Raw genomic sequence first — 19,568 nt, forward strand, 5'->3', positions numbered from 1 at the left:
CGTGAGAGCGGGCAGCGCAACGGCTGCCCCCTTCTCCTCATCCCGCCTTCCGGCGATTGCCCAGATAGATCAGGCACAGCGCTGCGGCAAGCAGCGCAATCGAGGCATAACGGCTGGCATCCAGCGGGATGACGCTGTTGCCGAACCAGCCGAAGTGATCGATCAGAAGGCTCATGGCAAGCTGCCCGGTGATGACTGCAACCGTTGCGGCCGCAATGCCGACGCGCGGGACCGCAACGACATTCACCAGAATATAGACCACACCGAACAGTGCGCCGATCAACTGCCATTTTGGCGCGGTAAAAAGGGTCATCGCATGCGGTGGCTCAAAGAAAAAGAACAGCAGGAAACATACCGCTGCCCCCAGCACAAAGGTCAGCCAGGCGGTTTCCATCACGCCTGCGGCCTTGCCGAGCCGCCCGTTGATGGAGGATTGCGCGGCAAGCGAAACACCACCGGCCAGCGCAAGAAAAGTAACCAGCACGAAAATCATCGATTGAGTATCCCGAGAGCCAGAAGAATAAGGACGAGCGCCGAAAGGCGGTATCGGTCGATCGACTGTCGCGGCGTGCCGAACAGGCCGAAATGGTCGATGGCAAGGCTTGCGGCCACCTGCCCGCAGAGAATGCCGACCATGGTCGTGCCAACGCCGATCACCGGCGTCGCAATGGTCAGCACGATCACGTAGACGGGCCCGAGAATGCCGCCGGCGAGCAGCCATCGAGGCTGCGCAAGGAGCCTCGGCAGGCTGCGCTGCGGGGCAAAGACCAGCGCCACCGACAAAAGCAGCCCGCCGACGAGAAAGATCGACAGTGCCGCGGCCGTATGACCGACTTCCTCGCCAAGCGGCCCGAGCAGGCCCGCTTCGACGGACAGCCCCATGCCGGACGCGACGACAAGAAGAAGAATGACAATTTGCCCCATCAGGCGGCCTCCGCTCTGTTGAAGGAGCCGCAGATAGGCTAATGTCGATAACGCAACAATGACGTCAAATTGCAAAAGATAATTGTGCGATGAGCAACGAACTCACTCTCCTGTCGCTGCGCCTGTTTGTTGATGTGGCAACGACCGGCAGCTTTACCGAAAGTGCCAGACGCTGCGGCTTGCCGCCCTCTTCCGTCTCCCGCCACATCCAGGGTCTTGAGCATCTGCTGGGTCAGCGCCTGCTGTTTCGCCACACACGCGCGGTGACGCTGACGGAGGCAGGTGCTGCCTATCTCCTTGAGGTACGCGATCTCATCGCATCGCTCGATCTGGCAACCGAGCGGGCAAGCGGCGGGGCTGCGGGTGCGCCGCGCGGGCTGCTGCGCATCAATGCGCCGATCGCCTTCGGGCGCCGCCATGTGGCACCGCTGCTTGCCGATTATCAGGCGCGTTACCCTGAGGTGGAGGTGGAACTGACGCTGTCGGATGCCTTCCACGATCCGGTGGCCGAGGGTGCCGACATCACCATCCGCATCGGCATGCTGAAGGATTCAAGCCTCAGCAGCCGAAAGCTCACCGCCCAGCATTATGTGCTCTGTGCCTCGCCCGCCTATCTCGCCAGCCACGGTCGCCCGCAGGTGCCTCTCGAGCTTAACGCTCACAACTGCCTTCTCTACAAGGGCATCAGCGGCGCGCAGAAATGGTATTTTCGCTCAGGCACGGCTGCCTTTCAGGCCCATGTCGTCAGCGGCAACTTGACCAGCAACAATGCAGAAAGCCTGGTAGAGGCTTCCCTGCAGCATCAGGGCCTTGTTCTCTTCCCGACCTGGCTCCTGCACGACCATATCGACAGCGGCCGTCTGCAGGTGCTGATGGCCGACCACGAGGCTGCTATCGACACCACCGTTCACGACATTCACCTGATCTATCCGGAAAACCGCCTCAGATCCCTCAAGGTCCTGTCGTTTCGCGACTACCTGATCGAGCACATCGGCACGCCTCCCTATTGGGACCGAACGCCGGCTGCAGTGCAAGGCGCATGAAAAACCCGCCGAATCGCTCCGGCGGGCCAGATAGAAATCGGATCCTTCAGATCCTGATCATTCCGGCAGGATGCGCACGGCACCCTTGTCGGCGCTGGAGGCGAAGGCCGCGTAGGCCTTGAGCGCCGTCGTGACATTACGCTTGCGCGGGGCAACCGGCTTCCAGCCAAGCTTGTCCTGCTCGGCACGGCGGCTTGCCAGATCACTGTCCTGAACCAGAAGGTTGATCGTGCGGTTCGGGATATCGATCTCGATCATGTCGCCTTCGCGCACAAGACCGATGGCACCGCCATTGGCCGCTTCCGGCGAGGCGTGGCCGATGGAAAGGCCCGACGTGCCCCCGGAGAAACGGCCGTCGGTGATCAGCGCGCAGGCCTTTCCGAGACCCTTCGACTTCAGGTAGCTCGTCGGATAGAGCATTTCCTGCATGCCAGGGCCGCCCTTCGGGCCTTCATAGCGGATAACGACGACATCGCCGGCCTTCACCTCGTTGTTGAGGATTGCCTTCACCGACGCATCCTGGCTTTCGAAGACGCGCGCCGGGCCGGTGAATTTCAGGATCGATTCGTCAACGCCCGCGGTCTTCACGATGCAGCCATCGAGCGCGATATTGCCGTAAAGCACCGCCAGGCCGCCATCCTTGGAAAATGGCTTTTCGACCGAGCGGATGACACCCTTTTCGCTGTCGGTATCCAGATCATCCCAGCGCGAGGATTGCGAGAAGGCAACCTGCGTCGGCACGCCGCCGGGTGCAGCCTTGAAGAAGGTGCGCACGGTTTCCGAATTGGTGCGGGTGATGTCCCAGCGGTTGATGGCATCGCCAAGCGTTGCCTCATGCACCGTCTTGCAATCGGTGTTGAGAAGGCCGCCGCGTTCCAGTTCGCCCAGAATACGCATGATGCCGCCGGCCCGGTGGACGTCTTCCATGTGAACGTCCTGCTTTGCCGGTGCCACCTTGGAAAGGCAGGGCACGCGGCGCGACAGGCGGTCGATATCGTCCATGGTGAAATCGACGCCGCCTTCATAAGCCGCCGCCAGGATATGCAGAACGGTATTGGTCGAACCGCCCATGGCGATATCGAGCGTCATGGCGTTCTCGAAAGCTTCCTTGGTGGCGATCGTGCGCGGCAGCACGCCGTCATCGTCCTGCTCATAATAACGGCGGGCGAGATCAACGATCAGGTGGCCGGCCTCGACGAACAGGCGTTTGCGATCCGAATGGGTGGCCAGCGTCGAACCGTTGCCGGGCAGCGACAGGCCGAGCGCTTCGGTGAGGCAGTTCATCGAATTGGCGGTGAACATGCCCGAGCACGAGCCGCAGGTGGGACAGGCCGAACGTTCGATTGCCTGCACATCCTCGTCGGAATATTTCTCATCAGCAGCCGCCACCATGGCATCGACCAGATCGAGCGCCACGGTCTTGCCATGCATGACGACCTTGCCGGCCTCCATCGGACCGCCAGAGACGAAGACGGCTGGAATATTGAGGCGCATCGCCGCATTGAGCATGCCGGGCGTGATCTTGTCGCAGTTGGAAATGCACACCATCGCATCGGCGCAGTGCGCGTTGACCATATATTCGACCGAGTCGGCGATGATCTCGCGCGACGGCAGCGAATAGAGCATGCCGTCATGGCCCATGGCGATGCCGTCATCGACGGCAATCGTGTTAAATTCCTTGGCAACGCCACCGGCCGCCTCGATCTCGCGGGCCACCAGCTGGCCGAGATCCTTCAGGTGGACGTGGCCCGGCACGAACTGCGTGAAGGAATTGACCACGGCAATGATCGGCTTGCCGAAATCGCTGTCCTTCATGCCCGTGGCGCGCCAGAGACCACGGGCGCCCGCCATGTTGCGGCCATGGGTCGTCGTTCTCGAACGGTATGCAGGCATGGTGTTTTCCTCAGGTCTTGAATTTATCCGGGCATGGCCGCTTTGTCGGCTTGAAAGCCCTGCTTTTAGGCATTTCCTAGCGGAAATGACCCACTCTGTCACTATCAGGACAGGCCAAAGCGGTACGCCTGCGCAGGCCCGGCGCATCACGAGAACGTGGCCGGGCAAATCTGCGTAAAACCTGTGAAACAAATCGCCTTGCCGCTACGTAATAGATAATATCACAACCGATCCGCTTATCCGCAGGAGACTGTCTCATGTCGCTCTACCGGCCGCCGTCCATTCCCGCATCCGAGATCACACCGCAGTCTCTTTATGTGTCGCGGCGAGGCTTTATCGCCGGCGCTGCCGCCGGGCTGACATTTGCCGGTGCCGGCGGTGCCCTTGCAGCACCCATCGCGACGAAACCCAGCGCCTACAAGGTCGATGACAAACTGACACCGAAAAAGGATGTCACCACCTACAACAATTTCTACGAGTTCGGCGTCAACAAGGCCGATCCCGCCCAGAACTCCGGCAGTTTCCAGCCGACACCCTGGGCCATCACCGTCGGCGGCATGGTGGCAAAACCCCAGGTGATCGACATGGAAAAGATCATGGCGGAAATCCCCATGGAAGAGCGCATCTACCGCATGCGCTGCGTCGAGGCCTGGTCGATGGTCATCCCCTGGGTCGGTTTTCCCATCTCAGCCATCCTGGACCGGGTGGAGCCGCTTGGCAGCGCCAAATACGTCGCTTTCGAAACCGTGGTGCGCCCGGAACAGATGCCCGGCCAGAGCGGCTTTTTCCAGGCCCTGCCCTGGCCTTACGTCGAAGGCATGCGGCTCGATGAGGCCCGCCATCCTCTGGCCATCCTTGCAACCGGTGTCTACGGCGAAACCCTGCCCAACCAGAACGGCGCACCGATCCGTCTGGTGACCCCATGGAAATACGGCTTCAAGGGCATCAAGTCGATCGTCAAGATCACCCTCACCGACAAGGAGCCGCCGTCCACCTGGAATATCTCTGCTCCCAGCGAATACGGCTTCTACGCCAACGTCAATCCGAAGGTCGACCATCCGCGGTGGAGCCAGGCGACGGAACGGCGCATCGGCGAAGGCAGCGGCCTCTTCGGCGGCCGTACGCTGGATACCCTGCCCTTCAACGGTTACGCCGATGAGGTCGCAAGCCTCTATGCCGGCATGGACCTGAAGAAGTTCTTCTGAGCATGGCGCAACTTGCCCTTCCCGCGCGCTACAAACCGGCTTCGGTGTGGGCGCTTTATGTGATCGGCCTGCTACCGGGCCTCTATGCCTTTTACCAGGGGCTCTTCGGAGATCTCGGCGCCGACCCGGTCAGGACGTTCGAGCATCTGCTCGGACTATGGGCTCTCAGGTTTCTCTGTCTCGGGCTCGCAATCACCCCGATCCGCGACCTCTTCGGCATCAACCTTATCGCCTACAGGCGGGCGCTGGGGCTGATCGCCTTCTATTATGTGCTGGCGCATTTTGCCGTCTACCTGACGCTGGACCGAGCCCTCGTTCTCTCCTCGATCCTCGGCGACATCCTGAAGCGGCCCTATATCATGCTCGGCATGGCGGGCCTTGTGATGCTGATCCCACTGGCGCTCACCTCCAACCGCTGGTCGATCCGAAAGCTCGGCAGCCGCTGGAACACGCTGCACAAACTGAGCTACCTCGTGCTTCTCGTCGCGATCCTGCACTTCGTGCTGTCGCGCAAGAGCCTGACGCTGGAGCCCGCCTTCTACATTGCGGTGGTGACCGTTCTCTTGGGCTACCGGCTGGTGCGGCCGAAGCTGATGGAGCGTAAAAGAGCAAGAAAAGCAGCAGCCTTCCAGCGCAGCTGAGTTTTCACCTGCCCCACGCCATTGGCGCCCATCGCACCCATAAACGAAAAAGGCCGGACGATCGCTCGTCCGGCCTTTTTCCTTGTCTACCCTTTACAGGGCAAAACCTTATGCGGCTTCAGCAGCTTCTGCTTCAGCGGCAACACGAGCCTTGTCGGCAGCGCCCTTGGCGTTCACATCGCGTTCAACGAACTCGATGACGGCCATGGCAGCGTTGTCGCCCTGGCGGAAGCCAGCCTTCATGATACGCAGGTAACCGCCGTTGCGGGTTGCGTAACGCGAAGCGATGGCATCGAACAGCTTCTTCACAGCGTCCTGATCCTGGATCTGCGAAATGGCCTGACGACGAGCGTGCAGGTCGCCGCGCTTGCCGAGCGTGACCAGCTTTTCAACGATCGGACGGATTTCCTTGGCCTTCGGAAGCGTCGTTACGATCTGCTCATGCGTGATGAGCGAAGCCGCCATGTTGGCAAACATTGCCTTGCGGTGGCTGGCGGTACGGTTGAGCTTGCGGCCGGCTTTATGGTGGCGCATCTCTGGTCTCCTTTACTTGCAGGCATCCGCCTGCAGTTTAAACATGCTTTCCAATTCCATCGGCGGGCCAGACACTGGCCCGCGCGGAACGGTTGGGCGGGTTAATACTGGTCTTCGTAGCGCTTGGCGAGATCTTCGATGTTTTCCGGCGGCCAGGCAGGAACTTCCATACCCAGATGCAGGCCCATGGAAGCCAAAACTTCCTTGATCTCGTTCAGCGACTTGCGACCGAAGTTCGGCGTGCGCAGCATTTCCGCCTCGGTCTTCTGGATGAGGTCGCCGATGTAGACGATGTTGTCGTTCTTCAGGCAGTTGGCCGAACGGACAGAGAGTTCCAGTTCGTCGACCTTCTTGAGGAGAGCCGGGTTGAACGCGAGTTCAGTGACCGATTCTTCTTCTGCTTCCTTCTGCGGCTCGTCGAAGTTGACGAAGACCGACAGCTGGTCCTGAAGAATGCGAGCGGCAAACGCCACGGCATCCTCGCCCGTGACCGAACCATCGGTTTCGATGGTCATGGTCAGCTTGTCATAGTCGAGAACCTGGCCTTCGCGGGTGTTTTCCACCTTGTAGGACACTTTCTTGACCGGGGAGTAGAGGCTGTCGACCGGGATGAGACCGATCGGCGCATCTTCGGCACGGTTACGATCGGCAGGAACATAACCCTTGCCGTTGTTCACCGTGAATTCCATGCGAATCTCGGCACCCTCGTCGAGCGTGCAGATCACATGGTTCGGGTTGAGGATCTCGATGTCGCCGACCGTCTGGATATCGCCGGCCAGCACAGAACCCGGGCCCTGCTTGCGCACGACCATCCGCTTTGCATCGTCGCCATCCATCTTGATGGCGATTTCCTTGATGTTCAGCACGATGTCCGTCACATCTTCCCGAACGCCGGGGATGGAGGAGAATTCATGCAGAACGCCGTCGATCTGCACAGCAGTGACGGCAGCACCACGCAGAGACGACAACAGAACGCGGCGAAGCGCGTTGCCGAGTGTCAGACCGAAACCGCGTTCCAGCGGCTCCGCGACGAGCGTGGCCTTGGTGCGGCCGGACGAGGTGAACTCCACCTTGTTCGGCTTGATCAGTTCCTGCCAGTTCTTCTGGATCATGATTAAAACCTTCCGTTCGCTGCCACTATCCAATCGTGGCAACCGAGCATGAGAAGCGCCAAGGAGAAACACTCTTCTTAGGCGTTACGGCAAAGCCGCCAAACCTCGATTGACGAAGTAAGGCGGCATTACACGAATTCGAACCGGGACCGCCGCGAGGGCAGCCTCCGAAGGCGAATTAGACGCGGCGCTTCTTGCGCGGACGGCAACCATTGTGCGGGATCGGCGTCACGTCACGGATCGAGGTGATCATGAAACCCGCAGCCTGGAGGGCGCGCAGAGCCGATTCACGACCGGAACCCGGGCCGCAGACTTCGACTTCGAGAGACTTCATGCCGTGTTCCTGAGCCTTCTTGGCGCAGTCTTCGGCAGCGATCTGGGCAGCAAACGGGGTCGACTTACGCGAACCCTTGAAGCCCTTGGCACCAGCAGACGACCAGGCAATGGCGTTGCCCTGTGCGTCGGTGATGGTGATCATGGTGTTGTTGAACGTCGAGTTGACGTGAGCAACGCCCGATGAAATATTTTTACGTTCGCGACGGCGAACGCGTGTGGCTTCCTTGGCCATGGTCTTCCTTTCGTTGATATCGTCACCGCCGTAACACCAGCGGCTCCACCTTTTCAGGCAATAGAAATTAGGCAGTAGCCAGTAGCGCTTTCCGCTACCGCCTACTGCCTATTGGCTAATGCCCGAAAAATTACTTCTTCTTACCAGCAATCGCCTTCGCCGGACCCTTGCGGGTGCGGGCGTTGGTGTGCGTGCGCTGACCGCGGACCGGGAGGCCGCGACGATGGCGCAGGCCGCGGTAGCAGCCGAGGTCCATCAGACGCTTGATGTTCATCGCGGTCTCGCGACGAAGATCGCCTTCGACCTGATAGTCGCGGTCGATGGTTTCGCGGATCTGCAGAACTTCTGCGTCCGTCAGCTGATGAACGCGACGTTCAGCCGGAATACCGGCCTTCTCGACGATTTCCTGAGCGAATTTAGGTCCGATCCCGTGAATGTAGGTCAGCGCGATAACGACGCGCTTCGCAGTCGGGATGTTGACGCCAGCGATACGTGCCACGCCTATTCTCCTTGCGTTCCAGTTGCCATCCGGCAAGTGGTGCTTCTTCCATGAGAGCAGCCATAGAGGGCCGCCAGTTCAAATCTCATCCGTGACAAGTCAAAAAGACCGGACCGGACATCCATCTCTGGATGGTCCACGCCGATCGCTGTCAAATGTCGCGAGTTGGCGCGGTCTTTAGCGGAATCAGTCGAAAATAGCAACCGGCCCCGCCAAGATTCTTGGGTAACACCTGGGTTAAGCTCTAGAGAGCCGCCAGGATCGCCTCGATATTGGACGTGACGACGTCCATTTCGGCCATGCCATCGACAGTCTTCAGCTTGCCCTTGGCATAATAATAACCGATCAGCGGCGAGGTTTCCTTGTAGTAGACCTCGAGTCGCTGCGTCATCGTCTCGGCATTGTCATCCGGCCGACGCTTGAAGTGGGTCGACCCGCACTTGTCGCAGACGCCTTCCACGGACGGCTTGTGGTCCGTGTCGTGATAGACCGCACCACAGCTGGCGCAGGAATAACGACCGGAGACACGGCGAACCAGTTCCTTGTCGTTGACCCGAAGCTCAATCACCACCGAGAGGTCGAGACCCTTGGCGGCCAGCATCGATTCGGTGGCATCCGCCTGCACCAGGGTGCGCGGAAAACCATCGAGAATGAAGCCCTTGGCACAGTCCGGCTGGTCGATGCGTTCCGAGACGATCGCAATCACGATGTCATCAGAGACCAGTTTGCCCGAATCAAGCACCGCCTTGACGCGCTTGCCGACTTCTGTCTCCGCGACGATGGCCGCGCGCAGCATATCACCCGTGGACAGTTGCGGAATGCCGTACTTCTCCACGATCCGCTGGGCTTGGGTCCCCTTACCCGCCCCCGGCGGCCCCAAAAGAATTAATCTCATCGTCCCCTCTTTCCTCCACGCAGCTTGGACTTCTTGATCAGTCCCTCATATTGCTGGGCAATAAGATGGCCCTGGATCTGTGCTACCGTATCAAGGGTAACACTGACAACGATCAAAAGCGAAGTACCACCAAGGGCTAATGGGATACCAGTCCTTGCGATCAGCGTTTCGGGAAGAATGCAGACAAAAACGAGATAGATGGCGCCGACGACGGTGATGCGCGTCAGCACATAGTCGATATATTCGGCCGTGCGCTCGCCGGGACGAATCCCCGGAATGAAGCCGCCATGCTTCTTCAGATTGTCGGCCGTATCCTTCGGATTGAAGACGATGGCCGTATAGAAGAAGGCGAAGAAGGCAATCAGAATGCCGTAGAACAGCATGAACAGCGGCTGACCATGCTGCAGCGAGCCGATGATCATCGTCGCCCAGGATGGCAGGTTGGTGTTTCCGGCAAAGCCGGCCGCCGTTGCCGGCAGAAGCAGCAGCGACGAGGCAAAAATCGCCGGGATCACGCCTGCGGTGTTGAGCTTCAGCGGCAGGTGCGACGTATCGCCCTGGAACATGCGGTTACCGACCTGGCGCTTCGGATATTGGATCAGCAACCGGCGCTGAGCGCGTTCAACAAACACGATCAGCGCGATGACGCCGATGGCAACGACCACGACCATAAGAATCAATGCCGTCGACAGCGCACCCGTGCGGCCAAGCTCCAGCGTACCGGCAAGCGCCTTCGGCAGGCCTGCGGCAATGCCCGCAAAGATGATCAGCGAAATACCGTTGCCGATGCCGCGCGAGGTGATCTGCTCACCGAGCCACATCAGGAACATGGTGCCGCCCAGCAGCGTCACGACCGTGGAGATGCGGAAGAACCAACCCGGATCGATCACGAGCCCCTGCCCGCCTTCAAGGCCGGCAGCAATGCCATAGGCCTGCAGCGTGCCGAGCAGAACGGTGCCGTAGCGGGTGTACTGGTTGATGATCTTGCGGCCCTGTTCGCCTTCCTTCTTCAGGTTTTCCAGCGAAGGAACGACAGACGTCATCAGCTGCACGATGATCGAAGCGGAAATATACGGCATGATGCCGAGCGCAAAGATCGCCATGCGCTCCACGGCGCCGCCGGCAAACATGTTGAAGAGGCCGAGAATGCCGCCCGCCTGACCGCGGAAGGCCTGCGCATAGGCTTCTGGGTTGAGACCCGGCAGCGGAATATGCGTCCCCAGGCGATAGACAAGAAGTGCTGCCAGTGTGAACCACAGGCGATTCTTGAGATCCGTCGCTTTGGAAAAGGTTGAAAAATTTAGATTGGAGGCCAGTTGTTCAGCTGCAGAAGCCATGCATTTCTCCGCCTGACCAATTCCGGCGGCACGCCCCTGCGGCCATATCCGGAAAGCAGTCCATATTCAGGTTCAGAAAACCGGGAGACGGAAGGGCTGCAATGCACCTTATGCCCCACCCCGTTTTCCGCGATATCCCGGATGAGCCAAAATAACGGGTCCGGGATCGTGAGGCTCACATATGGGAGCAAAATCGCCCGGTGTGAAGCACCCCGGGCGATTTGTCAGACACTTATTCGGCAGAAGCGACTTCCGGCAGCTGGATCGAGCTGCCAGACTTTTCGATCTTCTCGACAGCAGCCTTGGAGGCGCCAGCAGCGACGATCGAAACCTTGGTCGTCAGTTCGCCATCCGAGAGGATGCGAACGCCGTCCTTGAGGCGGCTGATCACGCCGGCAGCCTTCAGAGCAGCAGCATCGATCGGTGCGGAAGCGTCGAGCTTCTTGGCGTCGATGGCAGTCTGGATGCGGCCGAGCGACACGACAACAAATTCGGAAGCGAAGATGTTGTTGAAGCCGCGCTTCGGCAGGCGACGGTAGATGGGCATCTGGCCGCCTTCGAAGCCGTTGACGGCAACGCCGGAACGGGCCTTCTGACCCTTGACGCCGCGACCACCGGTCTTGCCCTTGCCCGAACCGATACCGCGACCTACGCGGATACGATCCTTGGTGGAGCCTTCGTTGTCTTTGATTTCATTCAGTTTCATGATGTCTTCCTCCGTCTCACTTCTCGTCGACGACGCGAACGAGATGCTGGACAGACCGGATCATGCCACGCACGGACGGGGTGTCTTCCAGCGTGCGAACCCGGTGCATCTTGTTGAGGCCGAGGCCGATCAGCGTCTGGCGCTGAACTGCCGGCCGGCGAATGGGGCTTCCGATCTGTTCGACCGTTACCGTCTTGGAATCATTGGCCATCGACGAAACTCCTTATTCTTCCTGAGCATTGCCGGAAGCGGCACGGCGAGCCTGAAGCGTTGCATACTTGATGCCGCGCTGTGCTGCCACGTCCTTCGGATGCACCTGGTGCTTCAGGGCGTCGAACGTTGCGCGAACCATGTTGTAAGGGTTCGACGAACCGGTCGACTTTGCAACGACGTCATGAACGCCGAGCGTTTCGAAAACGGCGCGCATCGGGCCACCGGCGATGATACCGGTACCGGCCTTGGCGGCACGCAGCAGAACCTTGCCAGCGCCGTGACGGCCATTGACGTCATGATGAAGCGTACGGCCATCGCGCAGCGGTACGAAGATCAGGTCGCGCTTGGCAGCTTCAGTTGCCTTGCGGATAGCTTCCGGCACTTCACGTGCCTTGCCATGGCCGAAGCCAACGCGGCCCTTCTGGTCGCCAACGACGACGAGTGCAGCGAAACCGAAACGACGGCCACCCTTGACAACCTTGGCAACGCGATTGATCGCGACCAGCTTGTCAACGAATTCGCTATCGCGCTCTTCGCGGTTCGAGCGATCGTCGCGCGAGCCTCTCTTTTCCTGTGCCATTGTCCTTTTCCTTTTTCTTTTCCGGTTCGAACGGCAAACTATGGAAAGCCGGGGGATCGCCTTTATTCAAGGAGATATCCACCGGCCGGTGATGGCGTAAAACGCCGAAGACGTCCGGCCCGCAAGGGACCGGACGACTAACTTTAGAAGCTCAGACCGCCTTCGCGGGCAGCATCGGCAAGTGCCTTGATGCGGCCGTGGAAAATGAAGGCACCGCGGTCAAAGACCACTTCCTTCACGCCAGCCGTAACGGCACGCTCTGCAACGAGCTTGCCAACTGCAGCGGCTGCAGCGGTGTCGGCACCCGTCTTCAAGGACGTGCGCAGACCGCCATCGAGCGTGGAGGCGGCCGCAAGCGTGCGACCAGCCACGTCATCGATGACCTGGGCATAGATGTTCTTCGACGAGCGATGAACCGACAGACGCGGGCGGCCGTTCGCAACCGCCTTGATCTGGCGGCGCACGCGGCTCGCGCGCTTTGCAAGTGCTTGTTTCCTGCTAGCCATTTCGCGTCAACCTTACTTCTTCTTGCCTTCCTTGCGGACGATCCGTTCCTCAGCGTACTTGACGCCTTTGCCCTTGTAGGGCTCTGGACCGCGGTATTCGCGGATTTCCGCTGCTACCTGACCGACCTGCTGCTTATTAATGCCGGTGACGACGATTTCCGTCGGCTTCGGCACGGCAATGGTGATGCCCTGCGGGGGCTCATAGACCACGTCGTGGCTGAAACCAAGCGACAGCTGCAGGTTCTTGCCCTGCAGGGCCGCGCGGTAACCAACGCCGTTGATTTCAAGCTTGCGCTCAAAACCGTCCTTCACGCCCTTGAAGATGTTCTCGATCATCGTGCGGGACATGCCCCACTTGGACCGAGCATCCTTGCTATCGTTGGCCGGAACCACCGATACGGCGTTATTGTCGAAGGAAACCTTCACTTCGTCGTTTGCAACGAAGACGAGTTCGCCTTTCGGGCCTTTTGCAGTCACTGTCTGGCCTTCAACCGAGGCCGTGATCCCTGCAGGTACCTGAACGGGCTTCTTACCGATACGAGACATTGTTCAACCTGTCTGTTTCGCTGGAGAACGTTGCATCAGTCTTAGAAGACCGAGCAAAGTACCTCACCACCAACATTCTGTTCGCGAGCCTGGTGATCGGCCATCACACCCTTCGGAGTCGAAAGGATGGTGATGCCGAGGCCGTTCGCGACCTGCGGAATGGACTTAACCGAGACATAAACTCGGCGGCCCGGCTTGGACACGCGGCCAATCTCACGAATGACAGACGCGCCTTCATAGTACTTCAGTTCGATTTCGATCTCGGACTTGCCGTTACCGTAATCGGTCTGGGTGTAACCGCGGATGTAGCCTTCCGCCTGAAGCACGTCGAGAACGCGAACGCGCAGCTTGGAAGCCGGCGTGATCACGGAAGACTTGCGACGGGCAGCGCCGTTGCGGATGCGGGTGAGCATATCGCCCAGAGGATCAGTCATGGTCATTGAACCGTCTCCTTACCAGCTGGACTTAACGATGCCGGGAACCTTGCCCAGGTTGCCCAGTTCGCGAAGCGCGATACGGGACATCTTGAGCTTGCGGTAGAAAGCGCGCGGGCGACCGGTGACTTCACAACGGTTGCGGATGCGCGTCTTCGAACCGTCACGCGGCAGCGAAGCGAGCTTCAGGGTAGCCTGGAACCGCTCGTCGATGGGCAGCTCCTGGTTCATGACGGTCGCCTTCAAGGCTGCGCGCTTGGCAGCCTGTTCGGAAACCGTCTTGCGGCGGCGCTTGTTCTTTTCGATTGCGCTTGTTTTCGCCATATCGAGTTCCTTTTCTACGCTCGTCGTTACGGTTACTGACGGAACGGGAAGTTGAACTCTTTCAGAAGAGCCCGTGCTTCGTCGTCCTTGGTGGCCGTCGTGCAAACGATGATGTCCATGCCCCACATCTGATCAACCTTGTCGTAGTTGATCTCCGGGAACACAATGTGTTCCTTGATGCCCATGGCGAAGTTGCCACGGCCGTCAAAGCTCTTCGGATTCAGGCCGCGAAAGTCGCGAACGCGCGGAAGCGCGATGTTGATCAGACGGTCCAGGAATTCATACATGCGAGCGCCGCGCAGCGTCACCTTGGCGCCGATCGGCATCCCTTCGCGAAGCTTGAAGCCAGCGATGGAGTTACGGGCGCGGGTGATTACCGGCTTCTGACCAGCGATTGCGGCCAGATCGGCGGCAGCAACGGCGGGCTTCTTCGAATCAGCGGTTGATTCGCCGACGCCCATGTTGATGACGATCTTCTCGAGCCGCGGGATCTGCATCTCGTTGGCAAACGAAAACTGCTCCTGCATCGCCTTGCGAATGCGGGAAACGTATTCTGCCTTGAGACGCGGTTCGTACTTTGCCTCAGCCATCGATAACATCTCCCGTACGCTTGGCCACACGGACCTTCTTGCCATCGACCACGGAGAAGCCAACGCGAGTGGGCTTTCCGTCCTTCGCGACGATCGCGATATTGGACAGATGGATGGAGGCTTCCTTGTTGATGATGCCGGCTTCCTGCGTCTGGCTCTGGCGCTGGTGGCGCTTGACCATGTTGACGCCACGCACGAGTGCGCGGTCTTCCTTCGGCATCACTTGAACGACTTCACCGGTACGGCCCTTGTCCTTGCCGGCGAGTACGACGACATTGTCGCCCTTACGAATTTTCTGCATGGCTATCCGCCCCCTTAGAGTACTTCCGGAGCCAGCGAGATGATCTTCATATGGTTCTTGGCGCGAAGTTCGCGCGGAACCGGTCCGAAGATACGGGTGCCGATCGGCTCTTTTTTATTGTCGATGAGGACCGCTGCGTTGTTATCGAAGCGGATGACGCTGCCGTCGGGGCGGCGGATGTCCTTGGCGGTGCGAACAACGACGGCTTTCATAACGTCGCCCTTCTTGACGCGGCCGCGCGGGATGGCTTCCTTGATCGACACCACGATGATGTCGCCGATGGAAGCGTACTTGCGCTTGGAGCCGCCCAGCACCTTGATGCACATGACACGACGCGCGCCGGAATTATCGGCAACGTCGAGGTTTGTTTGCATCTGAATCATGTCAGGTCGCCTTCTCGTAATGACTGGAACGGTTGGGCCTTGGCCCCCTCTTCCAGCTCATGGACATATTTTGTTTTTCGCGCGGGATGGTGTCTTGCCAAGGTGGTTTCTCAGCCTGAGACCTTCCCTGCGCTGCAAAGCAAAAGAACGCCCGTGACCGGGCGTTCTGCGCCAATGCGCTGCTTCATACAGTTTTTTACGCCGAACACAAGGCCCGGAGCGCATCGAACTGTAAATTAAGCCTGGGCGGCAATCACCGTCCAGCACTTGTCCTTGGAGATCGGTGCGCATTCCTGAATGGAAACTACATCACCGGTCTTGTACTGATTGTTTTCGTCGTGAGCCTTGTACTTCTTGGAACGACGAACCGTCTTCTGGAGCAGCGGGTGAGCGAAACGACGCTCAACCCGAACCACTACCGTCTTGTCGTTCTTGTCGCTGACCACGACGCCCTGCAGAATGCGCTTCGGCATATTTTTTTCCTTTAGGCCTTTGCTTCTGCCGCCTTCTGGCGGGCAATGGTTTTCACGCGGGCGATATCCTTGCGGACTTCGTTGACGCGCGAGGACTTCTCGAGCTGACCGGTTGCCTTCTGGAAGCGCAGGTTGAACTGCTCCTTCTTCAGGTCCGCAAGCTTGTCCTTGAGCTGGTCGGCCGTCAGGCCGCGTACTTCTTCGGCTTTCATGTGCCTTACCCCTTACTCTGCGATGCGCTGAACGAAGCGCGTCTTGACGGAGAGCTTGGCGGAGCCGAGGCGAAGTGCCTCGCGCGCCGTTTCCTCGGACACACCGTCGATTTCAAACATCATACGGCCGGGCTTGACCTTGCAAGCCCAGTATTCAACCGAACCCTTGCCCTTACCCATACGCACTTCGGTCGGCTTTGCCGTGACCGGTACGTCTGGGAAGACGCGGATCCATACGCGACCGGCGCGCTTCATGTAACGCGTGATCGCGCGGCGGGCCGCTTCGATCTCGCGTGCATTGACGCGGTTCGGTTCGAGTGCCTTCAGGCCGAATTCACCGAATGCCAGGTCGAAGCCACCCTTGGCGACGCCCTTGATGCGGCCCTTGAACTGCTTGCGGTACTTGGTACGCTTTGGCTGCAACATTTTCTTACTTCTCCGAGCTTATCTTTCGCCAGCGCTAATCAAGCGTTCTCGCGACGACGATCACCACGGTCGCGGCTTGCCGGACCCTGTGCGTCACCTTCGAGAGCGCGGCGTTCAGAAGCCATCGGATCATGCTCAAGGATTTCGCCCTTGAAGATCCAGACCTTGATGCCGCAGATACCGAATGCGGTTTCGGCTTCCGCCGTCCCGTAGTCGATGTCGGCGCGCAGCGTGTGAAGCGGAACGCGGCCTTCGCGATACCATTCGGTACGCGCGATTTCCGCACCGCCGAGACGACCGGCGCAGGTGATCTTGATGCCTTCGGCGCCAAGACGCATGGCCGACTGAACCGCACGCTTCATGGCACGACGGAACGCGATACGGCGTTCCAGCTGCTGGGCGATCGACTGAGCGACCAGCGTGGCATCAACTTCCGGCTTGCGCACTTCAACAATGTTGAGGTGCGTTTCGGAGTTGGTCATCGTGGAGATCTTCTTGCGAAGCTTCTCGATGTCCGCACCCTTCTTGCCGATGATCAGACCCGGGCGAGCCGAGTGGATCGTGACGCGGCACTTCTTGTGCGGACGCTCGATAACCACCTTGGCGATGCCGGCCTGCTTCAGCTCGGACATCAGGTATGCACGGATCTTCAGGTCTTCATGAAGCAGCTGCCCGTATTCGGCATTGTCGGCGAACCAACGGCTGTCCCAAGTCCGGTTAATGCCGAGGCGGAAACCGATTGGATTGATTTTCTGACCCATTATGCGGCCTCCCCTTTTTCCTCGACTTCGCGCACGACGATCGTGAGATGCGCGAACGGCTTTTCGATGCGGGAAGCGCGACCACGGCCACGAGCGTGGAAACGCTTCATGGTGATGGACTTGCCGACATAGGCTTCGGCGACGACAAGGCTGTCGACGTCGAGGTCATGGTTGTTTTCGGCGTTGGCGATTGCAGACTCAAGGGTCTTCTTCACCTGGCCGGAAATGCGCTTGCGGGAGAACTCGAGTTCTGCGAGCGCGCGCTCAACCTTCTTGCCGCGGATCATGGCGGCAACCAGGTTCAGCTTCTGCGGGCTGACGCGAAGCGTGCGGGCAACAGCCTGCGCTTCATTGTCCTTCAGCCGGCGTTCGGTCTTTGCCTTCGCCATGATTACTTCCTCTTTGCCTTCTTGTCCGCACCGTGACCGTAATAGGTCCGGGTCGGAGAGAATTCACCGAACTTGTGACCGACCATGTCTTCGTTGACATTGACCGGGACATGTTTGCTGCCGTTGTAGACACCAAAGGTGAGACCGACGAACTGCGGCAGGATCGTGGAGCGACGGCTCCAGATCTTGATCACTTCGCTACGACCGCCTTCACGAACCTTCTCAGCCTTCTTGAGAAGATAGCCGTCAACGAACGGGCCTTTCCATACTGAACGAGCCATTTCTGACTACCTCTCTTACTTCTTCTTCAGGTGGCGCGAGCGCATGATGAACTTGTCGGTCGACTTGTTCGAACGAGTCCGCTTGCCCTTGGTCGGCTTGCCCCAGGGGGAAACCGGGTGGCGACCACCGGATGTACGGCCTTCACCACCACCGTGGGGGTGGTCGACCGGGTTCATGACGACACCGCGGTTATGCGGGGTCTTGCCGCGCCAGCGGGTCCGACCGGCCTTGCCATCGTTGGTGTTGCCGTGGTCCGGGTTGGATACGGCGCCAACGGTTGCCAGGCACGAGCCCGGAACCAGACGCTGTTCACCCGAGTTGAGGCGCAGGATCGCCATGCCGGCATCGCGGCCGACGAGCTGGACATAGGTGCCAGCCGAACGTGCGATCTGACCGCCCTTGCCGGGCTTCATTTCGACGTTGTGAACGATCGAGCCAACCGGGATGTACTGCAGCGGCATGGTATTGCCGGGCTTGACGTCGACGGCCTTGTCGGAGGCGATGACCTTGTCGCCGGCAGCAAGACGCTGCGGAGCAAGGATATAAGCCTGTTCGCCGTCAGCATAGCTGATCAGCGCGATGAAGGCAGAACGGTTCGGGTCGTATTCCAGACGCTCGACCGTGCCTTCGACTTCAAACTTGCGACGCTTGAAATCGACGAGACGGTAGGTGCGCTTGTGACCACCACCGATGAAGCGAGCGGTGATGCGACCGAGGTTGTTACGGCCGCCGCTCTTGGAGAGACCTTCCGTCAGCGCCTTGACCGGCTTGCCCTTCCAGAGGCCAGAGCGGTCGACGATGACCAGCTGACGCTGGCTCGGGGTCGTCGGATTGTAGCTTTTCAATGCCATTGTTCTTGTTCCCTACCTCAGACGCCGGTCGATACGTCGATCGACTGACCTTCAGCAAGCGTCACGATCGCCTTCTTGACGTCCTTCTGCTTGCCGATGAAGCCGCGGAAACGCTTGGTCTTGCCCAGACGGACGAGCGTGTTGACGGCCTTGACCTTGACGCCGAACAGAGCTTCCACGGCAGCCTTGATTTCAGGCTTGGAAGCGTCCTTGGCGACGTTGAAGACGACCTGGTTCTGTTCAGAGAGCAGCGTCGACTTTTCGGTGATCGAAGGAGAGACGATCACATCATAGTGGCGAAGATCGGTCACTTGAAACGCTCCTCTAGAGCTTCGACAGCAGCCTTGGAAAGCACGAGCTTGCCACGACGCAGGATGTCATAAACATTGATGCCCTGAACCGGCAGAACATCGACGTTCGGGATGTTCTGGGCAGCGAGCTTGAAATTGCTGTCGAGTTCGGCGCCGCCGATCACGAGAGCATTGGTGAGACCCATCGTTTCAAACGTACCGGCCAGTGCCTTCGTCTTGGCATCGGAAGCGACCAGCTGATCGATGATGATCAGGTCTTCAGCCTTCAGCTTTGCCGACAGCGCATGACGCAGAGCAAGTGCACGAACCTTCTTGGGCAGGTCATGCTCGTGGCTGCGAACAACCGGACCATGGGCCTTGCCGCCGCCGCGGAACTGCGGAGCGCGTGCGGAATGGTGACGAGCGCGGCCCGTACCCTTCTGCTTGTACATCTTGGCGCCCGTGCGCGATACTTCGGCGCGGGTCTTGGTCTTGTGGGTGCCCTGCTGCTTCTTTGCAAGCTGCCAGCGTACCATGCGGGCCAGGATATCCTGGCGGGGGTCGAGGCCGAAGATCTCGTCCGACAGGGAGACCTTGCCGGCGTCTTTACCCTCGAGGGTCTTGACGTTGAATTCCATGTTCTTGGCTCC

General features: G+C 59.5%; 31 protein-coding genes. 3 read left to right on the plus strand and 28 right to left on the minus strand.

Annotation, left to right across the window (positions count from 1 at the left end):
* Nucleotides 1-37 precede the first annotated feature (37 nt).
* Nucleotides 38-493 carry a DMT family transporter gene (locus tag AC4CWF_RS10950; protein ID WP_491281713.1) on the minus strand — a complete coding sequence of 152 codons (456 nt, stop codon included), beginning with the start codon at nt 491-493 and terminating at the stop codon, nt 38-40.
* Nucleotides 490-924 (minus strand): DMT family transporter, encoded by a 435-nt coding sequence (locus tag AC4CWF_RS10955; RefSeq protein ID WP_491281714.1) that lies wholly within the window; start codon nt 922-924, stop codon nt 490-492. Before AC4CWF_RS10955 ends, AC4CWF_RS10950 begins: the two co-directional genes overlap by 4 nt.
* Before the next feature lie 89 nt (nt 925-1,013).
* On the opposite strand from AC4CWF_RS10955, the gene AC4CWF_RS10960 reads away from it, so the two are divergent.
* A complete protein-coding gene (locus AC4CWF_RS10960) occupies nt 1,014-1,967 on the plus strand; it encodes a LysR family transcriptional regulator (protein WP_491281715.1) in 954 nt (317 codons plus the stop codon).
* Nucleotides 1,968-2,024: 57 nt separating this feature from the next.
* Here the strand turns inward: AC4CWF_RS10960 and ilvD are convergent, their stop codons facing one another.
* Nucleotides 2,025-3,860 (minus strand): dihydroxy-acid dehydratase, encoded by a 1,836-nt coding sequence (gene ilvD / locus AC4CWF_RS10965; RefSeq protein ID WP_491281716.1) that lies wholly within the window; start codon nt 3,858-3,860, stop codon nt 2,025-2,027.
* A 257-nt stretch (nt 3,861-4,117) separates the two neighbouring features.
* Here ilvD and msrP point away from each other — a divergent pair, with 257 nt between their 5' ends.
* Nucleotides 4,118-5,065 carry a protein-methionine-sulfoxide reductase catalytic subunit MsrP gene (gene msrP / locus AC4CWF_RS10970; RefSeq protein ID WP_491281717.1) on the plus strand — a complete coding sequence of 316 codons (948 nt, stop codon included), beginning with the start codon at nt 4,118-4,120 and terminating at the stop codon, nt 5,063-5,065.
* A 2-nt stretch (nt 5,066-5,067) separates the two neighbouring features.
* Entirely contained in the window at nt 5,068-5,706 is a 639-nt protein-coding gene (gene msrQ, locus AC4CWF_RS10975; RefSeq protein WP_491281718.1) for a protein-methionine-sulfoxide reductase heme-binding subunit MsrQ, read from the plus strand.
* A gap of 108 nt (nt 5,707-5,814) precedes the next feature.
* Here the strand turns inward: msrQ and rplQ are convergent, their stop codons facing one another.
* From rplQ to rplD, 25 genes are all read right to left on the minus strand, one after another.
* Nucleotides 5,815-6,240: a 50S ribosomal protein L17 gene (gene rplQ, locus AC4CWF_RS10980; protein WP_491281719.1), complete on the minus strand. Its 426-nt coding sequence runs from the start codon at nt 6,238-6,240 to the stop codon at nt 5,815-5,817.
* A gap of 101 nt (nt 6,241-6,341) precedes the next feature.
* On the minus strand, nt 6,342-7,352 hold the full coding sequence (locus AC4CWF_RS10985; RefSeq protein WP_491281720.1) for a DNA-directed RNA polymerase subunit alpha: 1,011 nt from the start codon (nt 7,350-7,352) through the stop codon (nt 6,342-6,344).
* A 178-nt stretch (nt 7,353-7,530) separates the two neighbouring features.
* Entirely contained in the window at nt 7,531-7,920 is a 390-nt protein-coding gene (gene rpsK, locus AC4CWF_RS10990) for a 30S ribosomal protein S11 (RefSeq protein WP_015915761.1), read from the minus strand.
* A 130-nt stretch (nt 7,921-8,050) separates the two neighbouring features.
* Nucleotides 8,051-8,419: a 30S ribosomal protein S13 gene (gene rpsM, locus AC4CWF_RS10995; protein ID WP_491281721.1), complete on the minus strand. Its 369-nt coding sequence runs from the start codon at nt 8,417-8,419 to the stop codon at nt 8,051-8,053.
* Nucleotides 8,420-8,663: 244 nt separating this feature from the next.
* Nucleotides 8,664-9,314 carry an adenylate kinase gene (locus AC4CWF_RS11000; protein ID WP_491281722.1) on the minus strand — a complete coding sequence of 217 codons (651 nt, stop codon included), beginning with the start codon at nt 9,312-9,314 and terminating at the stop codon, nt 8,664-8,666.
* Nucleotides 9,311-10,651, minus strand: a complete 1,341-nt coding sequence (secY, locus tag AC4CWF_RS11005; RefSeq protein WP_491281723.1) for a preprotein translocase subunit SecY — start codon at nt 10,649-10,651, stop codon at nt 9,311-9,313. Before secY ends, AC4CWF_RS11000 begins: the two co-directional genes overlap by 4 nt.
* 232 nt (nt 10,652-10,883) lie before the next feature.
* Complete coding sequence (gene rplO / locus AC4CWF_RS11010; RefSeq protein WP_491281724.1) at nt 10,884-11,357, minus strand: 50S ribosomal protein L15; 474 nt, start codon at nt 11,355-11,357, stop codon at nt 10,884-10,886.
* A gap of 16 nt (nt 11,358-11,373) precedes the next feature.
* On the minus strand, nt 11,374-11,568 hold the full coding sequence (gene rpmD / locus AC4CWF_RS11015; RefSeq protein WP_491281725.1) for a 50S ribosomal protein L30: 195 nt from the start codon (nt 11,566-11,568) through the stop codon (nt 11,374-11,376).
* A gap of 12 nt (nt 11,569-11,580) precedes the next feature.
* Nucleotides 11,581-12,150: a 30S ribosomal protein S5 gene (gene rpsE / locus AC4CWF_RS11020; RefSeq protein ID WP_210102761.1), complete on the minus strand. Its 570-nt coding sequence runs from the start codon at nt 12,148-12,150 to the stop codon at nt 11,581-11,583.
* A gap of 143 nt (nt 12,151-12,293) precedes the next feature.
* Nucleotides 12,294-12,656, minus strand: a complete 363-nt coding sequence (gene rplR / locus AC4CWF_RS11025) for a 50S ribosomal protein L18 (protein WP_491281726.1) — start codon at nt 12,654-12,656, stop codon at nt 12,294-12,296.
* Between the two features lie 12 nt (nt 12,657-12,668).
* A complete protein-coding gene (gene rplF, locus AC4CWF_RS11030) occupies nt 12,669-13,202 on the minus strand; it encodes a 50S ribosomal protein L6 (RefSeq protein WP_491281727.1) in 534 nt (177 codons plus the stop codon).
* A 41-nt stretch (nt 13,203-13,243) separates the two neighbouring features.
* On the minus strand, nt 13,244-13,642 hold the full coding sequence (rpsH, locus tag AC4CWF_RS11035; protein ID WP_491281728.1) for a 30S ribosomal protein S8: 399 nt from the start codon (nt 13,640-13,642) through the stop codon (nt 13,244-13,246).
* A gap of 12 nt (nt 13,643-13,654) precedes the next feature.
* Complete coding sequence (rpsN, locus tag AC4CWF_RS11040) at nt 13,655-13,960, minus strand: 30S ribosomal protein S14 (protein ID WP_491281729.1); 306 nt, start codon at nt 13,958-13,960, stop codon at nt 13,655-13,657.
* Between the two features lie 32 nt (nt 13,961-13,992).
* Nucleotides 13,993-14,550, minus strand: a complete 558-nt coding sequence (rplE, locus tag AC4CWF_RS11045) for a 50S ribosomal protein L5 (protein WP_491281730.1) — start codon at nt 14,548-14,550, stop codon at nt 13,993-13,995.
* Nucleotides 14,543-14,851 carry a 50S ribosomal protein L24 gene (gene rplX / locus AC4CWF_RS11050; protein WP_491281731.1) on the minus strand — a complete coding sequence of 103 codons (309 nt, stop codon included), beginning with the start codon at nt 14,849-14,851 and terminating at the stop codon, nt 14,543-14,545. The genes rplE and rplX overlap by 8 nt, the downstream gene beginning before the upstream one ends.
* A gap of 14 nt (nt 14,852-14,865) precedes the next feature.
* Nucleotides 14,866-15,234: a 50S ribosomal protein L14 gene (gene rplN / locus AC4CWF_RS11055; RefSeq protein ID WP_007770138.1), complete on the minus strand. Its 369-nt coding sequence runs from the start codon at nt 15,232-15,234 to the stop codon at nt 14,866-14,868.
* Between the two features lie 236 nt (nt 15,235-15,470).
* Complete coding sequence (rpsQ, locus tag AC4CWF_RS11060) at nt 15,471-15,707, minus strand: 30S ribosomal protein S17 (RefSeq protein WP_137131953.1); 237 nt, start codon at nt 15,705-15,707, stop codon at nt 15,471-15,473.
* Nucleotides 15,708-15,718: 11 nt separating this feature from the next.
* Nucleotides 15,719-15,919, minus strand: a complete 201-nt coding sequence (gene rpmC, locus AC4CWF_RS11065) for a 50S ribosomal protein L29 (protein ID WP_016553554.1) — start codon at nt 15,917-15,919, stop codon at nt 15,719-15,721.
* A 12-nt stretch (nt 15,920-15,931) separates the two neighbouring features.
* Nucleotides 15,932-16,345 carry a 50S ribosomal protein L16 gene (rplP, locus tag AC4CWF_RS11070; RefSeq protein WP_210102769.1) on the minus strand — a complete coding sequence of 138 codons (414 nt, stop codon included), beginning with the start codon at nt 16,343-16,345 and terminating at the stop codon, nt 15,932-15,934.
* A 38-nt stretch (nt 16,346-16,383) separates the two neighbouring features.
* Nucleotides 16,384-17,106, minus strand: a complete 723-nt coding sequence (rpsC, locus tag AC4CWF_RS11075) for a 30S ribosomal protein S3 (protein ID WP_491281732.1) — start codon at nt 17,104-17,106, stop codon at nt 16,384-16,386.
* Complete coding sequence (gene rplV, locus AC4CWF_RS11080; protein WP_306838472.1) at nt 17,106-17,495, minus strand: 50S ribosomal protein L22; 390 nt, start codon at nt 17,493-17,495, stop codon at nt 17,106-17,108. The genes rpsC and rplV overlap by 1 nt, the downstream gene beginning before the upstream one ends.
* Nucleotides 17,496-17,497: 2 nt before the next feature.
* The gene (gene rpsS / locus AC4CWF_RS11085; protein WP_491281733.1) at nt 17,498-17,776 is read right to left on the minus strand and encodes a 30S ribosomal protein S19; all 279 of its coding nucleotides are present in this window, start codon (nt 17,774-17,776) and stop codon (nt 17,498-17,500) included.
* 15 nt (nt 17,777-17,791) lie between these two features.
* Nucleotides 17,792-18,628 carry a 50S ribosomal protein L2 gene (gene rplB, locus AC4CWF_RS11090; RefSeq protein ID WP_491281734.1) on the minus strand — a complete coding sequence of 279 codons (837 nt, stop codon included), beginning with the start codon at nt 18,626-18,628 and terminating at the stop codon, nt 17,792-17,794.
* Between the two features lie 17 nt (nt 18,629-18,645).
* Nucleotides 18,646-18,939 carry a 50S ribosomal protein L23 gene (locus AC4CWF_RS11095; protein ID WP_137131958.1) on the minus strand — a complete coding sequence of 98 codons (294 nt, stop codon included), beginning with the start codon at nt 18,937-18,939 and terminating at the stop codon, nt 18,646-18,648.
* Nucleotides 18,936-19,556: a 50S ribosomal protein L4 gene (gene rplD, locus AC4CWF_RS11100; protein WP_491281735.1), complete on the minus strand. Its 621-nt coding sequence runs from the start codon at nt 19,554-19,556 to the stop codon at nt 18,936-18,938. The genes AC4CWF_RS11095 and rplD overlap by 4 nt, the downstream gene beginning before the upstream one ends.
* Nucleotides 19,557-19,568: the final 12 nt, after the last annotated feature.

Source organism: Neorhizobium sp. PAMB6630, assembly GCF_058242775.1.